12 protein-coding genes are annotated in these 14,908 nt (G+C 71.9%); 4 read left to right on the top strand and 8 right to left on the bottom strand.

Annotation, left to right across the window (positions count from 1 at the left end; all coding sequences use genetic code 11):
* Nucleotides 1-7: 7 nt before the first annotated feature.
* The 6 genes from K3554_RS03080 to cysQ form a co-directional block, all read right to left on the bottom strand.
* On the bottom strand, nt 8-1,372 hold the full coding sequence (locus K3554_RS03080) for a sulfotransferase domain-containing protein (protein WP_259943389.1): 1,365 nt from the start codon (nt 1,370-1,372) through the stop codon (nt 8-10).
* Complete coding sequence (locus K3554_RS03075) at nt 1,369-3,108, bottom strand: beta-1,6-N-acetylglucosaminyltransferase (RefSeq protein ID WP_259943377.1); 1,740 nt, start codon at nt 3,106-3,108, stop codon at nt 1,369-1,371. Before K3554_RS03075 ends, K3554_RS03080 begins: the two co-directional genes overlap by 4 nt.
* Nucleotides 3,105-4,091, bottom strand: coding sequence for a glycosyltransferase family 2 protein (locus K3554_RS03070; protein WP_259945764.1), 987 nt, complete (start codon nt 4,089-4,091; stop codon nt 3,105-3,107). The genes K3554_RS03075 and K3554_RS03070 overlap by 4 nt, the downstream gene beginning before the upstream one ends.
* 100 nt (nt 4,092-4,191) lie before the next feature.
* On the bottom strand, nt 4,192-5,205 hold the full coding sequence (locus K3554_RS03065; RefSeq protein WP_259943374.1) for a glycosyltransferase family 2 protein: 1,014 nt from the start codon (nt 5,203-5,205) through the stop codon (nt 4,192-4,194).
* On the bottom strand, nt 5,202-6,083 hold the full coding sequence (galU, locus tag K3554_RS03060) for a UTP--glucose-1-phosphate uridylyltransferase GalU (protein WP_259945761.1): 882 nt from the start codon (nt 6,081-6,083) through the stop codon (nt 5,202-5,204). The genes K3554_RS03065 and galU overlap by 4 nt, the downstream gene beginning before the upstream one ends.
* A gap of 52 nt (nt 6,084-6,135) precedes the next feature.
* Nucleotides 6,136-6,936: a 3'(2'),5'-bisphosphate nucleotidase CysQ gene (gene cysQ / locus K3554_RS03055; protein ID WP_409197331.1), complete on the bottom strand. Its 801-nt coding sequence runs from the start codon at nt 6,934-6,936 to the stop codon at nt 6,136-6,138.
* A 109-nt stretch (nt 6,937-7,045) separates the two neighbouring features.
* On the opposite strand from cysQ, the gene K3554_RS03050 reads away from it, so the two are divergent.
* Entirely contained in the window at nt 7,046-7,867 is an 822-nt protein-coding gene (locus K3554_RS03050; protein WP_259943372.1) for an ABC transporter permease, read from the top strand.
* On the top strand, nt 7,864-8,496 hold the full coding sequence (locus K3554_RS03045) for an SH3 domain-containing protein (protein WP_259943370.1): 633 nt from the start codon (nt 7,864-7,866) through the stop codon (nt 8,494-8,496). The genes K3554_RS03050 and K3554_RS03045 overlap by 4 nt, the downstream gene beginning before the upstream one ends.
* Here K3554_RS03045 and K3554_RS03040 read toward each other — a convergent pair.
* Nucleotides 8,493-9,122 (bottom strand): alpha-ketoglutarate-dependent dioxygenase AlkB, encoded by a 630-nt coding sequence (locus K3554_RS03040; protein ID WP_259943368.1) that lies wholly within the window; start codon nt 9,120-9,122, stop codon nt 8,493-8,495. The two genes, K3554_RS03045 and K3554_RS03040, sit on opposite strands and share 4 nt — an antisense overlap.
* A gap of 145 nt (nt 9,123-9,267) precedes the next feature.
* Between K3554_RS03040 and dnaK the strand changes: the two genes are divergently transcribed.
* The gene (dnaK, locus tag K3554_RS03035; RefSeq protein ID WP_259943365.1) at nt 9,268-11,193 is read left to right on the top strand and encodes a molecular chaperone DnaK; all 1,926 of its coding nucleotides are present in this window, start codon (nt 9,268-9,270) and stop codon (nt 11,191-11,193) included.
* A 71-nt stretch (nt 11,194-11,264) separates the two neighbouring features.
* Nucleotides 11,265-12,443 carry a molecular chaperone DnaJ gene (dnaJ, locus tag K3554_RS03030; protein ID WP_259943363.1) on the top strand — a complete coding sequence of 393 codons (1,179 nt, stop codon included), beginning with the start codon at nt 11,265-11,267 and terminating at the stop codon, nt 12,441-12,443.
* 173 nt (nt 12,444-12,616) lie between these two features.
* On the opposite strand, the gene K3554_RS03025 is transcribed toward dnaJ, so the two are convergent.
* Nucleotides 12,617-14,875, bottom strand: coding sequence for an NADP-dependent malic enzyme (locus K3554_RS03025; RefSeq protein ID WP_259943362.1), 2,259 nt, complete (start codon nt 14,873-14,875; stop codon nt 12,617-12,619).
* Between the last annotated feature and the right edge of the window lie 33 nt (nt 14,876-14,908).

Below are 14,908 nucleotides of genomic sequence, written 5' to 3'. Positions count from 1 at the left end.
GGCCTGCCTACCCCCGGCGGCGGAATCCGAAGGTGAGGTAGTCGCGGCGCCAGACCTCCAGCGCCAGATCCTCGAGCGCGGCGTCGTGCACGTCCCCGAGCCGCAGCGCGCCCTCGGCCGCGCCCTCCCAGGGCGGCGCCTCCGGGGCGATCCGGGCCAGCGCCGCGGCGGCCTCGTCCTCGCGCAGGATCTCCAAGGGCGGCACTACCTGCGCCATGCCCTGGATCGCCGCGAGCTGCGAGCCCCAGCGCGGGTCGGGCGGCAGCGCGGTCTGGCCGCCGAGGTTGGCCTTGGCGAAGCGCAGGAACGCCTCGAACGCGGCGCGGTGGGTGCCCCTGTCCATCTCGGCCGCGCCCCGCTCCGGGAGCGGCGCGTCGTAGTGGCGCACAAGGAGGCGGCGCACGGGGCCGCCGCCCTCGGAGGACGCGATCGCGGCGAAGGCGGCGTGGGCGCGGGCCATGGGGTGGCGCACCACGGCGAAGGAGCGGTACCCCTTGTGCCCCCGCAGCCACTGGCGCAGCGCCTTCTGGTTCATGCCCTCGGCGACCTCGCCCGCATGCTCCATCCAGCGCCGCAGGGAACGGGTCGGCCCACCCGGCACCGGCAGGCACAAGAGGTCGCCCGCAGCCATCATCGACGGCACGGCCGCCCCCCGCGCCGGCTCCGTGCCCGGCAGGCGCCCCAGCGCGAAGGGGTCGAGCCCGGCGAGATGCGCGGCCATCGCCTCGGGGTTGGCGACCTTGTCGGCGGCCTCGCCGGGGTTCTGGCGCTTGAGCGTGCCCGGCAGCGCGTCGAGCCGCGCGGGCACCCCGAGGAAGGCAGCGATGCCGTTCACCACGTCGAGCGTGCCGATGTCCTCGTAGTCGAGCCAGAACGCCGTCTGCCCGGTGCGCTGCAGCGTGCCCTGCACCCGCGCGCGGAACGCGGCCTGTGCCTCGCAGAGCGCGTCGAACTCCGCGCCGTCGAAGGTGGCTCGCGCGGCCTTGGCCATCTTGGGGTTGGTGAGGCGCCACTGCCCCGTCGCCTGCGCGATCTTCAGCGAGACGTAGGCGTCGAGCGGATTGCGCCCCAGCACGATCTTGGCGACCGAGGGGTCGGGCAGCACCGCGTCCACCACGCGCGGGTCGTGGTCGTGGAACAGGCGGAAGCCGTTGAGGCCCGGGCGCTCCACCACGCGGGCCAGCAGGGCCAAGGGATCGCGCTCGCGGGCGGCCATGTCGATGCCGTCCAGCTCGAAGCGGTTGTGGGCGCCCATGAAGTGCGGGTTGAACAGCTCGCCCAGGCACGCCACGCCCTCCAGCGCGTCGAGCGAGGCCTCCAGGTGGTTCGAGCCGGTCCGCATCTCGGCCAGCAGCACGAAGGCGCGGATCACCGGATCACCGTGGGACGGGCGGGCCGCTCGCTGCGGGTGGCGCCCTCGGTGGGCTCCACCGGCACGTCGCCGGTGACCACGGGCTTCATGCCCTGGTTGCGCAGGGTCTGCAGGAAGCGGCCGAAGCCGTCGAGGTCGCGCATGGCCGGCACCTCCGTCAGCCGCCGCGGATCGCGCGCGGTCAGCTCGCCCAGCACGTTCTGCAGCTTCTCCATCGGGCCTTCCAGGTAGTCCGCCAGGGTCCAGACATGGGTGCGCGCCTTGACCCAGGGGGCGCGAAGCTCGGCCAGGAAGGACAGCTCCACCTGCTGCAGCCGGGCCGCCTCGGCGCGCAGCTCCGCGAAGTCGCGGTTCTCGTGGAACAGCCGCACCGCCCAGGCTCCCGAGACCACCGCGAGCGTGCAGTTGCGGTCCCACAGGAGCGATCCGCGGATCCGCTGTTGGTCGCCGGGGCCGAACTGGAAGCACTGGCGCTCGCCTCGCGTCGACCACAGGAGGTTGGCGAGGAACTGCTCGGGGCGGTAGTCGCGCAGCGCCGCGGAGTCCGGGATGCAGCCCGGCGCCACGGTCTCGCCGCCCGCGAACTCGGCCCGGTCCGGGTGGAACAGGTGGCCGTGCACGCGCCCGCCCACGCGCCGCGCGAGCCAGCCCTCGAAGTCCACGTAGAGGTCGTCGAAGCCCGACAGCACCGCGTAGGGCGCGCAGGTGCGCGCGCCGTCCCACCAGGGGCTCGGCATCCGGCCCTGGTTCACGAGCCCCGGCCGGCCCTGCTCGCGGCGGACGTTGGCGCGGGAGAACACGCGGTCGATCTTGCCGGGGTTCGGCTCGCGCGGGCGGACGGCGCCGGGGGGCAGCGCGAGGAAGTGGTCGTAGAGCCTCCCGGCCCGCGGCCAGATCTTGCGCGCCACGAAGCAGTCCGAGCGCTCGAGAAGCTGCAGGTGGTCGTCGTAGAAGATGTGCGGCTTGCCCTGCACGTCGAACTTGGCGAGCGTGAGCGACCGGCTCTCGATCGAGGTGGCGTAGCGCCGCGCGAGGGTCTGGAAGTAGGCCTCGTCGGGTATCCAGACGCGGCGGAAGTAGCGGTCCATCTCGGCGCGGTCGGGCGCCTGGAGGATCGCCGTGAGGGTCTGGCGCGTCAGGCACCACCACTGGCTGCCGAGGTGCGGGGCGATGGCCGCGGGCACCCGGCGGCGCAGCCCGAGGCGGCGCTGCAACTCGACGTAGCGGTCGAAGAGCCGGCGCTGCCGCCGCCACGAGAACGGGAAGCGCAGCGTGAAGCGCTCGCGCTCCAGCCCGTCCACGGTCCAAGTGACCTCCTCGGTGGTGACGCTCTCGATGAAGTCAGTGCGCGGGTGGGCGTCGAGATAGGCGCGCAGCTCCTCGACGGGGCGCAGCGGTAGGCAGGAGCCCGAGGCGAGGAACACGTGGCGCACCTCGGGGTGGGCGGCGAGCAGGCTCTCGGCGGCGACCTGCGTTGCCTCCACCAGGCTCCAGGTGCCCCACTCCACCTTCACCCGACGCGAGAAGCGGATCAGCGGATGGCCCCGCAGCCCCTCGCGGAAGGGGCGGTGGTCGCGGGGGCGCACCTTGCGGTCGACGTGGATCGTCACCGGGCAGCCGCGGTCGGCCCAGTGCCGCGCCACCTGCGCGGCCCGGTCGAAGGCGTCGTGGACCAGCATCACGAAGCCCAACGTGCCGGCTTCCGCGGGGGCGTCCGGGACGGTGTCCGCGCTCATGCCCAGTTGCCCTTGGAGATCAGCCCGAGGATCTCGAGCTGGCGCCAGTTCACGTAGCGCTCCGACCACTTGCACCACAGGGTGCGGTCCGCGCCGATCGCCTCGGCGTAGGCGGCGTACTCGCGCGAGTCCGCGTAGTGCTCGCCGCGCTTTAGCTCCTCGGAGGCCTTCGCCGCCAGGGTGTGGAGGAACTTCGCGTGCAGCAGGATGCCGCTGGCCTTCTCGCCGCCGTCCGTGGCGTAGGTCTGGTTCAGCCCCCGCGGCAGCAGCGCGTGGGTCGAGGAGACGTAGGCGTAGTTGCGGTCCCAGCGCACCAGCGGCGTCTTGTTGAGGGCCGGGGCCTGCTCGGGCGCGTCCGCGAAGAACACGCGCGAGCGCGGGCCGCCCTGGATCCAGAGGTTCCAGAGCAGGGGGTTGCGCTCGAACTGGTAGTTGCGGGCGTCGAACCAGGGCGCGATCTCGAACGGGTCCTGCCCCTCGCGGTAGGGCTGATCGGTCACGGGCCCGCGGGGATACATGTCGAGCAGCATCGCCCCGAAGGAGCGGATCGCCGAGGCGTCGAGCCAGTCGCACAGGGCGCGCAGCGGCCGGCTGTCGCAGTAGGGGTAGACCAGGAACTCGTCGACGTCGACGGTGAGGCACCAGTGTCCGTGGCCGAAGCGGCGCAGGAGGCGGTTGACCCAGTCCACCCCGAAGGCGGCGCGGCGGTACGAGGCGGTCGTGCGCCAGACCGAGCAGTCCTCCTGCGCGGCGAGGTACTCGGCGGTGCCGTCGTCCGAGCCGTTGTCCACGAACAGGAAGTGGTCGGCGCCGAGGCGGCGGTAGTAGTCGAGGAAGTAGGGCAGGCGCACCCGCTCGTTGCGGCAGCAGGCGAAGACCAGGATGTCGCGGCGCCCGATGCGCTCCGTGCGCCGGCGCAGCGCCTCCAGCTGGCGGCCCCGCCGCAGCGCCCGGACGTGCCAGTAGCGCCGGCGGACGCGCATGCGGTAGGACGTCACGATGCCCACGCGCACCTCCTTCCGGATATCCCGCGCACGGGGCGGAGGCCTAGCGGCCGGGGGGCGGGCTGCCAACCGCCCACGCTCAGTTCCACCCGGCCCGTGACATGATGCCCATACCCTCGAGCTGCTCCCAACCGTGGAAGCGGCTGGAGCGCTCGCACCAGAGCACGGGCGCCCCGGCCACGGCGTCGTAGTAGCGCCCGTAGAGGGCGGAGTTCTCGAAGTGCTCGCCGCGGCGCTTCTCCTCGGCGGACTTCGGGACGATCTCGGGCAGGAACTTGGTGTGCAGGAGCGTGCCGTGCATCGCCGACGCGTCGCCGAGCAGGCGGTTCAGCGCGGCGGGCAGGATCTGGTGGGTCGAGGTCACGTAGGCGTGGCCCCGGCGCCAGCGCACCAGGGGCAGCTTCGAGAGCGTCGGCGCGCGCCGGGGCTCGGCCTCGAAGAACCGCCGCGCGCGCGGCCCGCCCTGCACCCAGAGGTTGCCGAGCTTGGGCTGGCGCAGCGAGACGTAGCCGCCGCCGTCGAACCAGGGGATGGCCGCCACGGGGTCAGTGCCCGGCGCGTAGGGCTCGGCGCCGAGCGGCCCGCGGGGATAGAGCTCTAGCATCAGCGCGCCCATGGCCCGCTGCCCGCGCCGGTCCAGCTCGTGGGCCAGCGCGTGGAGGTCGCGGGTGCGGTGGTGGGGATGGAGCCACAGCTCGTCGGCGTCGAGCGTGAGGCACCAGTGCCCGTGGGCGTGGCGCGTGGCCAGCCAGCTCAGCCAGTCCATGCCGAAGCGCGCGCGCTTGTAGGAGTGCGCCGTGGTCCAGAGGGACACGTCCGGCTGGGTCTCCAGCATCTCGCGCGTGCTGTCGTCGCTGGCGTTCTCGACCACGAGGAAGTGGTCCACGCCCAGATCCCGGTGATGGCGCAGCCACCAGGGCAGGCGCGCGGCCTCGTTGCGCACGCATGCGAGGCAAAGCACGTCGCCGGGGCGGATCGCGGCCGTGCGGTCGGACACCGCCCGCAACTCGCGGCGCTTGCGCAGCGCGCGCAGGAGCAGGCGGCGGCGGCGCAGGCGCAGCCCGTAGGCCGCCAGCGCCGCCCGGGGCGTCATGCGTTCCCGTTCGCCACCGTCTCGCGCAGGAAGCTCGCCAGCTCCTCGCGCAGCTCGGGCCGGGCGAGGCCGAAGGCCACCGTGGCGCGCAGGAAGCCGCCCTTGGAGCCGCAGTCGAAGCGCGTCCCCTCGAAGCAGTAGCCGTGGACGTTGCCGCCCCCGATCTCGCGGGCGATGGCGTCGGTGAGCTGGATCTCCCCGCCCGAGCCGGACTTGATGCTGTCGAGGTGCCGCATCACGGCCGGGTCGAGGATGTAGCGCCCGATCACGGCGAGGTTCGAGGGCGCGGTGCCGGCCTTCGGCTTCTCGACCATGCCGCGCACGGAGACGCAGCGGCCGTTGGGCTCGGCGTCGAGGATGCCGTAGGCGGAGGTGGCCTCGTCGGGCACCTCCATGGCGGCGACCATGTTGCCGCCCGTCTCCTCGTAGGCGTCGACCATCTGGCGCAGGCAGGGTGTCTCCGCGTCGATCACGTCGTCGGGCAGGATCACCGCGAAGGGCTCGTCGCCCACCAGGCGGCGCGCGCACCACACCGCGTGGCCGAGGCCGAGGGCGCGGTGCTGGCGGATGTAGGCGATGGCGCCCGATTCCATGTTCGTGGACTTCAGCGTGGCGAGCAGCTCTTCCTTGCCGCGGTCGGCGAGCGAGGTCTCCAGCTCGGGCGCCACGTCGAAGTAGTCCTCGAGGGCGGACTTGCCGCGCGAGGTCACGAAGATGAACTCGGTGATGCCGGCGGCCCGCGCCTCGTCGATCGCGTACTGGATCAGGGGCCGGTCCACGAGGGTCAGGATCTCCTTGGGAACCGCCTTCGTGGCCGGCAGGAAGCGCGTCCCCATGCCCGCCACCGGAAAGATCGCCTTCGTCACCTTGCGCGTCATCATCTCACTCGTTCTTCGGATTTCTGGGGAACAGGGGTGCCGGGGGATTCGGTCAGGAGGATGGCACGACGCGGACACCGGGGGCGTGGGCGATGAAGTGGGGATTGCGGAAGCCCGCCTTGCCGTAGCGCAGGGGCTGGAGGTCCTCGGCGCGCACCACCTGCCCGCCGGCGGCGCGCAGCACCGCGTCGCCCGCCGCCGTGTCCCACTCCATGGTGGGGCCGAGGCGGGGGTAGATGTCGGCCTCGCCCGTGGCCACGAGGCAGAACTTCAGCGACGAGCCCGCCGCCTTGCTGTCGGCCACGGCGTAGCGGCCGATGTAGTCCTCGAGCTCCGGCGAGCGGTGCGACTTGGAGGCCACCACCAGCAGCGCGTCGTTGTCGCTGTCGCGCACCGAGACCGGGCGGCCGGCGGACATGGAGTCGCCGTCGAACGGCCCCTCCTCCTCGACCGCGCCGCCCTGGGGCGTGGTGCGGAACAGGCGGCCCTTGGCGGGGGCGTAGACCACGCCGGCGACGGGCACGCCGTCCCGGACCCAGGCGATGTTCACGGTGAAGTCGCCGCGGCGCTGCACGAACTCCTTCGTGCCGTCGAGCGGGTCGACGATGAAGAAGTCCATGACCGACAGGTCGTGGGTGGCGGACTGCTCCTCGGTGACCACGGCGGCCTTGGGGAAGGCGGCGCGCAGGCCGTCCGAGATGATCGCGTCGGCGGCCTCGTCGGCCTCGGTCACGGGGCTGGCGTCGGACTTCGAGCGGACCTCGAAGTCGTCGCCCTCGTAGATCTCCATGATCCGCTCGCCGGCGCGGATCGCCAGGCGGCGCAACTCGATCATCATTTGGTCAGGATTCACGGCTAGCTCCGGCGCTCGGGGCCGCCCCGATTGCCGGGGACATGCCCCTGGGATAGGGTCGGGCTCCTTATGGTCGGGCATCACCGCCCCGGCAAGCAGGAGGTCGGCCATGTTCGCGCCGCAGCACGGCAGAGGCAGGCTGCACGGGGCCATCTGGCTGTCGGAGCGGATCTTCCACGCCGCCGCCCGCCACACCCGCAGGAGCCACGGCAACGCCCTGGCGGCGCTGGGCATGCACGTGGTGCAGACCGTGATCTTCGTGGGCGCGTTCTACGTGATGTTCGACCTGCTCGGCCTGCGCGGCACGGCGATCCGGGGCGACTTCATCCTCTACATCATGTCGGGCGTCTTCCTGTTCATGACCCACATCAAGGCCGTGGGCGCCGTGGTGAGCGCGGAAGGCCCCGCCTCGGCGATGATGAAGCACGCGCCGATGAACACCGTGGTGGCGATCTGCGCCTCGGCGCTCTCGGCGCTCTACATCTCGACGCTGTCGATGCTTCTGGTGCTGTTCGCGGTGCACGTGGCCGTCCGGCCCCTGGTGATCCACGATCCCGTGGGCGCGGCAGGCATGTACCTCCTGGCCTGGTTCGCTGGCGTGGCCATCGGCCTGCCCCTCTACGCGCTCAAGCCCTGGATGCCGAACTTCGCCTCGGTGGTGAATGCGGTCTACTCCCGCGTGAACATGATCGCCTCGGGCAAGATGTTCGTGGTCAACCTCATGCCACCCAACATGCGCGCCATGTTCGACTGGAACCCGCTGTTCCACATCATCGACCAGTCGCGCGGGTACGTGTTCGCGAACTACAACCCCATGCACACCGACTGGCGCTACGCGTTCTGGGTCGCCGTGGTGTTCCTGGTGGTGGGCATGATGGGCGAGTTCTACACCCGCAGCCGCGTCTCCATGAGCTGGAACGCCGACCGGTGAGGGCGGCGGCGCACGCCCTCGCGGCGGCCGTGCTGCTCGCCCCGCCCGCCGCCGCCACGCAGGACGGATGGCCCGCGCTGCACGACGTGGCGGGCGTGGCCGCAGGCGACGTGCTCAACGTCCGCGCCGCGCCGCGCGCGGGCGCCTCGATCGTCGGCACGCTCGCCCCCGATGCCCGCGACGTCGAGGTGATCGGCCCCGCGGCGCCCGGCAGCGGCTGGGGCCTCGTGAACCACGAGGGGGGCATGGGCTACGTGGCGCTGCGGTTCCTCGCCCGCCGCCCGAACACCTTCGAGGGCCACGCCCTGCCGGTCGCCCGATGCTTCGGCACGGAGCCGTTCTGGTCGCTCGCGCGCGAGGGCGGAACCTTGCGCTTCGAGGCCCCGGACCGCCCCGCCCTCTCGGTCCCCGAGGCACCGCTGGCGGCCCCCGCGAACGACCGCCGCGTGCAGGTGCGCTTCGGGCGCGCCGGCGGCGCCGCGCTCACGCTGCACATCCGCCTCGCCCCCGGGCCCCGCCACTGCACCGACGGCATGTCGGACCGCCGGTGGGGCATCGACGCCACGGTGCTGGTCGAGGACGGCGCGCGCGCGGAGGCCTACGCGGGCTGCTGCTCGCTCCTGCCTTAGGCCGTCACCACCCGCAGCGTCAGGTTGATCCGCCCCGGCACGCCCAGGAGGTCCGCGTCCCCGGGCACGATGCGGTCCACGCCGTGGTGGAGCATCCGGCTCGGCCCCTCCAGCACCGCCACGTCGCCCGAGCGCAGGACCGTGCTCTCGGTCGGCCCGCCGCGCGCGAGGTTGCCGACCCGGAAGCGCGCCGCCTCGCCGAGCGAGATCGACACCACGGGCTGCGCGAGGTCGGCCTCGTCGCGGTCCTGGTGGAGGCCCATGCGCGCGGAGGCGTCGTACCAGTTCACGAGGCAGCATTCCGGCGCGCGCGCCTCCGGCACCGCCCGGTCCCACACCGCGCGCGCCAGCGCGGGGATGGGCGGCCAGGGGCGGCCGTCGGCCTGGCAAGGTTCGTAGCGGTAGCCGCGCCGGTCCGAGACCCAGCCGAACGCGCCCGCCGCCGTCATGCGCACCGACAGCGCCTGCCCGCGCCGCGTCACGGGCCGCACGAGGGGGGCCGACCGGATCACCACGCGCACGGCCTCCACCAGCGCCTCCTGAGCGGCGCGGTCCAGCGTCCCGCGCAGGAGGCGCACGCCGCGCAGATGCTCCGTCTCCTCGCCCAGGATTTTGCCTCCCGTCACGCTATTGCGAGCCCCAGACCCCATTCCTATATAGCGCCCGAACCGCGATCCGGACCCCCAAGGTTCGGATCGTGCCACTTCAGGGATCGGTTCCGGGGGGCCTGAACGGACCCCGGAGCCAGAACATCGCCAAGGAGAGCAGACAATGGCCAAAGTGATCGGCATCGACCTCGGCACGACGAACAGCTGCGTCGCCATCATGGACGGATCGCAGCCGCGCGTGATCGAGAACTCCGAGGGTGCGCGCACCACGCCCTCGATCGTGGGCTACACCGAGTCCGAGCGCCTCGTGGGCCAGCCCGCCAAGCGGCAGGCCGTGACCAACCCCGAGAACACCGTCTTCGGCATCAAGCGCCTGATCGGCCGCCGCTTCGACGACGAGCACCTCGCCAAGGACAAGAAGAACCTGCCGTTCAAGGTGGTGTCCGGCAACGGCGACGCGTGGGTCGAGATCCGCGGCGAGAAGTACTCGCCCGCGCAGGTCTCCGCGCTGATCCTGCAGAAGATGAAGGAGACCGCCGAGAGCTACCTCGGCGAGGAGGTCGACCAGGCCGTGATCACGGTGCCGGCCTACTTCAACGACGCCCAGCGCCAGGCCACCAAGGACGCCGGCAAGATCGCCGGCCTCGAAGTGCTGCGCATCATCAACGAGCCGACGGCCGCTGCTCTGGCCTACGGTCTCGACAAGAAGGAGGCGCGCACGATCGCGGTCTACGACCTCGGCGGCGGCACCTTCGACGTGACCATCCTCGAGATCGACGACGGCCTGTTCGAGGTGAAGTCCACCAACGGGGACACGTTCCTCGGCGGCGAGGACTTCGACATGCGGATCGTCAACTACCTCGCCGGCGAGTTCAAGAAAGAGCACGGCACCGACCTGACGCAGGACAAGATGGCCCTGCAGCGCCTCAAGGAGGCGGCCGAGAAGGCTAAGATCGAGCTGTCGTCCTCGCAGCAGACCGAGATCAACCAGCCGTTCATCTCGATGGGCTCCAACGGCCAGCCGCTGCACATGGTCATGAAGCTGACCCGCGCCAAGCTGGAGAGCCTCGTTGGCGACCTGATCAAGGCGTCGATGAAGCCCTGCCAGGCGGCCCTGAAGGACGCGGGCATAACCAAGGACGAGATCGACGAGGTCGTGCTCGTCGGCGGCATGACCCGCATGCCCAAGGTCGTCGAGGAAGTGACCAAGTTCTTCGGCAAGGAGCCCCACAAGGGCGTGAACCCCGACGAGGTCGTGGCGCTGGGCGCCGCCATCCAGGCGGGCGTGCTGCAGGGCGACGTGAAGGACGTGGTGCTGCTCGATGTGACGCCGCTGAGCCTCGGCATCGAGACGCTGGGCGGCGTGTTCACCCGGCTGATCGACCGCAACACCACGATCCCCACCAAGAAGTCCCAGGTCTTCTCCACGGCCGAGGACAACCAGAACGCGGTCACGATCCGGGTCTTCCAGGGCGAGCGCGAGATGGCGGCCGACAACAAGATCCTCGGCCAGTTCAACCTCGAGGACATCCCGCCCGCGCCGCGCGGCATGCCGCAGATCGAGGTGACCTTCGACATCGACGCCAACGGCATCGTCTCCGTGTCGGCCCGCGACAAGGGCACCGGCAAGGAGCAGAAGATCACGATCCAGGCGTCGGGCGGCCTGACGGACGCCGACATCGAGCGCATGGTGCAGGAGGCCGAGGAGAACGCCGAGGCCGACAAGCAGCGCCGCGAGCTGGTCGAGGCCCGCAACCAGGCCGAGGGCCTGATCGACTCGACCGAGAAGTCGCTGGCCGAGCACGGCGAGAAGGTCGATCCCTCCACCGTCGAGGCGATCGAGCTGGCCGTGGCCGCGCTGCGCGACACGATGGAGGGCGACGACGCGGGCAAGATCCGCTCGGGCATCCAGAACGTGACCGAGGCGGCGATGAAGCTGGGCGAGGCGATCTACAAGGCCTCGGCCGCCGAGGGCGAGGGCGCCGAGCCCGCGGCCGACGAGCCCGAGGCCGAGCGCGCCTCGAAGGACGACGACGAGATCCTCGACGCCGACTTCGAGGACCTCGGCGACGACCGCAAGCAGGGCTGATCCAGCCCACGGCCCGTGACGGGGCCGGTCCGGGCGACCGGGCCGGCCCTCCTTCGTGAAGGACGACCCCGATGGCGAAACGAGACTACTACGAGACCCTGGGCGTCGCGCGCGGGGCCGCGGCCGACGAGATCAAGAAGGCCTACCGCCGCAAGGCCAAGGAGCTGCATCCCGATCGCAACAGCGACAAGCCGGATGCCGAGGCGCGCTTCAAGGAGGTCAACGAGGCCTACGACGTCCTGAAGGACGCCGACCGGAAGGCTGCCTACGACCGCTTCGGCCACGCCGCCTTCGAGGGCGGCATGGGCGGCGGCGGGCGCCCGGGCGGGCATCCCGGCGGCCCCGGCGGGCCGCAGGGCGACTTCGCGTCGGCCTTCTCGGACGTGTTCGAGGACCTGTTCGGCGACTTCATGGGCGGCCAGGGCGGCCCCGGCGGCGGGCGCGGCGGCGGCCGGGCGCGGGCGACCCGCGGCTCGGACCTGCGCTACAACCTGCGCATCTCGCTCGAGGAGGCCTTCGCGGGCCTGCAGAAGGCGATCACCGTGCCCACGGCCGTGGCCTGCGGGGAGTGCGGCGGCAAGGGCACCGAGGGCGCCTCCGAGCCGGCCAACTGCCCGACCTGCGCGGGCATGGGCAAGGTACGCGCCCAGCAGGGCTTCTTCACCGTGGAGCGCACCTGCCCCACCTGCTCGGGCGCCGGCCAGATCATCAAGAACCCCTGCCGCGCCTGTGGCGGCGTGGGCCGCGTCGACAAGGAGCGCCAGCTCTCGGTCAACATCCCCGCCGGCGTCGAGACGGGCACGCGCATCCGCCTGTCGGGCGAGGGCGAGGCGGGCCTGCGCGGCGGGCCGCCGGGCGATCTCTACATCTTCATCGAGGTCGAGGAGCATCCGCTGTTCCAGCGCGACGGCTCGAACCTGTGGTGCCGCGTGCCCGTGGCCATGACCGCGGCCGCCCTGGGCGGCGAGGTGGAGGTGCCGTCGATCGACGGCGGCCGGAGCCGCGTGAAGGTGCCCGCGGGCAGCCAGACCGGCCGCCAGATGCGCCTGCGCGCCAAGGGCATGCCCGCGCTGCGCGGCGGCCCCGCGGGCGACATGTACATCGAGCTGGCCGTGGAGACCCCGGTGAACCTCACCGCCCGCCAGCGCGACCTCCTGCGCGAGTTCGAGCGCGAGGGCAGCGACAACTCCCCCGAGCGCGACAGCTTCTTCCGCAAGGTGAAGGGCTTCTGGGACGGCATGACCCAGTGACGGGCGGGGGCCACGGTCCCCGTGCCCATCTCCTCTCCAAGCGCCGCCCCCTCATCTTGCCGGAAATACCTCGGGGGTTCGCGGGCTTCCCGGGATCGGTCCAGTGGACCGATCCGCCCGCGAACGGGCGAAGCCCCGGAAGCCGAAGGCCGGGGGCAGCGCCCCCTGCCCCCTCAGACCCCCACGCGGCACGCCGCGAGGAGCGCCATGTTCAGGATGTCCGACGCGGTGGAGCCGGTGGAGGCGATCTGGACGGGGCGGTCGATGCCCGTGAGGATCGGACCGATCACCTGCGCGCCGGCCATCTCCTGCATCAGCTTCACCGAGATCGAGGCCGAGTGCCGTGCCGGCACCACCAGCACGTTGGCCGGCCCCGTGAGGCGCGAGAACGGGTAGTTCGCCGCCACGTCCGGGTTCAGGGCCACGTCCACGGTCATCTCGCCCTCGTACTCGAAGTCCGCGCCGCGCCGCTCCAGCACCGCGGGGGCCCGGTGCATCTTCTCGGCGCGCTCCGAGACCGGGTAGCCGAAGGTCGAGAAGCTCACGAAGGCCACGCGCGGCTCGAGGCCCAGCGCGCGCGCCACCCGCGCGCCGGCCTCGGCGATGGTGGCGAGGTCCTCGGCGCCCGGCCACTCGTGCACCAGCGTGTCGCCGATCAGCACGATCCGGCCCCGGTGCAGCAGCGCGGTGATGCCCACCGCCTCGGGGTTCTCCATCACGTCGAACACGTGGTCCACCAGCCGCATCGCCTGCGCCGACTTGCGCGTGGCCCCCGTGACCAGCCCGTCGCCGTGGTCGTGGGCGAGCATCAGCGCCCCGAAGACGTGGCGGTCGCGCGAGGCCAGCCGGTGCACGTCCTGCTGGTCGAAGCCCCGCCGCTGCAGCCGCCCGTAGAGGTGGTCGCGGTAGGGGTCGAGGTGCCGGGTGTTGGCGGCGTTCACCACCTCCAGCTCGCGCACGGCATCGCCCAGGCCGGCCGCCTCGAGCTTGGCGCGCACGTCGTCCTCGCGCCCCACCACGAGGGCGCGGCCGAAGCCCTGCCGCTGGTAGGCGACGGCGGCGCGCAGGACGCGGGGGTCGTCGCCTTCCGCGAAGATCATGCGCGCCTGCGCCTGCCGGGCACGGGCCGAGATGCCCTGCAGGATGCTGGCCGTGGGGTCCATGCGCGCGGCCAGCGCGTTGGCGTAGCCTTCCATGTCCACGATGGGCCGGCGCGCGGCGCCGGTGTCCATGCAGGCCCGCGCGACGGCGGGCGGGATCACGTGGATCAGGCGCGGGTCGAAGGGCGTGGGGATGATGTAGTCGCGCCCGAAGGACAGCTTGCGCCCGTATGCCACGGCCACCTCGTCGGGCACGTCCTCGCGCGCGAGCGCGGCCAGCGCCTCGGCGCAGGCGATCTTCATCTCGTCGTTGATGGCCCGCGCGTGCACGTCGAGGGCGCCCCGGAACAGGTAGGGAAAGCCCAGGACGTTGTTGACCTGGTTGGGGTAGTCCGAGCGGCCCGTGGCGACGATGGCGTCGGGGCGCACTTCGTGGGCCTCCTCGGGGGTGATCTCGGGGTCGGGATTGGCCATGGCGAAGATCACGGGGGCGTCGGCCATGCCGCGCACCATGTCCTGCGTGACCGCCCCCTTGGCCGAGACGCCCAGGAACACGTCCGCGCCGCGCATCGCTTCCTCCAGCGTGCGCGCCTCCGTCGCCACCGCGTGGGCCGACTTCCACTGGTTCATGCCCTCGGTGCGGCCCTGGTAGATGACGCCCTTGGTGTCGCAGGCGATGCAGTTCTCGTGCCGCGCGCCCATCGACTTCAGCAGCTCGATGCAGGCAATGCCCGCGGCCCCTGCCCCATTGAGGACGATGCGCACGTCCTCGATGCGCTTGCCCGACAGGTGCAGCGCGTTGATCAGCCCGGCGGCGCAGATCACGGCGGTGCCGTGCTGGTCGTCGTGGAAGACCGGGATGTCCATCTCCTCCTTGAGACGGCTCTCGATCATGAAGCACTCGGGCGCCTTGATGTCCTCGAGGTTGATGCCCCCGAAGGTCGGCCCCATCAGCTTCACGGCCGCGACGAAGGCGTCCACGTCCTCGGTGTCGAGCTCGATGTCGATCGAGTTCACGTCGGCGAAGCGCTTGAAGAGCACCGCCTTGCCTTCCATCACCGGCTTCGAGGCCAGCGCCCCGAGGTTGCCGAGGCCGAGGACGGCGGTGCCGTTCGAGATCACGGCGACCAGGTTGCCCTTGGTGGTGTAGTCGTAGGCGAGCGCCGGGTCCTCGGCGATGCGCTCGCACGGGACGGCGACGCCGGGCGAGTAGGCGAGGCTGAGGTCGCGCTGCGTGGCCATCGCCGTGGAGGCCGAGATGTCCAGCTTCCCGGGCCGCGGCTCCAGATGGTACTGGAGCGCCTCCTCGGCGGTGAACTTGGTGCGGGCCATCGGCGTCCTCCCGTGAACGGGGCGATCTAGGCA

It is taken from the genome of Jannaschia sp. W003, assembly GCF_025144335.1.
Lineage (GTDB): Bacteria > Pseudomonadota > Alphaproteobacteria > Rhodobacterales > Rhodobacteraceae > Jannaschia.
Note: the sequence above shows the minus strand (reverse complement) of the source record. Positions and strands in the feature narration are given on the sequence as shown.

What these genes read in the sequence shown, in the direction of transcription:
- K3554_RS03025 (WP_259943362.1), bottom strand. Translation starts at nt 14,875, where the DNA reads ATGGCCCGCACCAAGTTCACCGCCGAGGAGGCGCTCCAGTACCATCTG.
- K3554_RS03050 (WP_259943372.1), top strand. Translation starts at nt 7,046, where the DNA reads ATGTTCGCGCCGCAGCACGGCAGAGGCAGGCTGCACGGGGCCATCTGG.
- K3554_RS03065 (WP_259943374.1), bottom strand. Translation starts at nt 5,205, where the DNA reads ATGACGCCCCGGGCGGCGCTGGCGGCCTACGGGCTGCGCCTGCGCCGC.
- galU (WP_259945761.1), bottom strand. Translation starts at nt 6,083, where the DNA reads ATGACGCGCAAGGTGACGAAGGCGATCTTTCCGGTGGCGGGCATGGGG.
- K3554_RS03070 (WP_259945764.1), bottom strand. Translation starts at nt 4,091, where the DNA reads ATGCGCGTCCGCCGGCGCTACTGGCACGTCCGGGCGCTGCGGCGGGGC.
- dnaJ (WP_259943363.1), top strand. Translation starts at nt 11,265, where the DNA reads ATGGCGAAACGAGACTACTACGAGACCCTGGGCGTCGCGCGCGGGGCC.
- K3554_RS03075 (WP_259943377.1), bottom strand. Translation starts at nt 3,108, where the DNA reads ATGAGCGCGGACACCGTCCCGGACGCCCCCGCGGAAGCCGGCACGTTG.
- dnaK (WP_259943365.1), top strand. Translation starts at nt 9,268, where the DNA reads ATGGCCAAAGTGATCGGCATCGACCTCGGCACGACGAACAGCTGCGTC.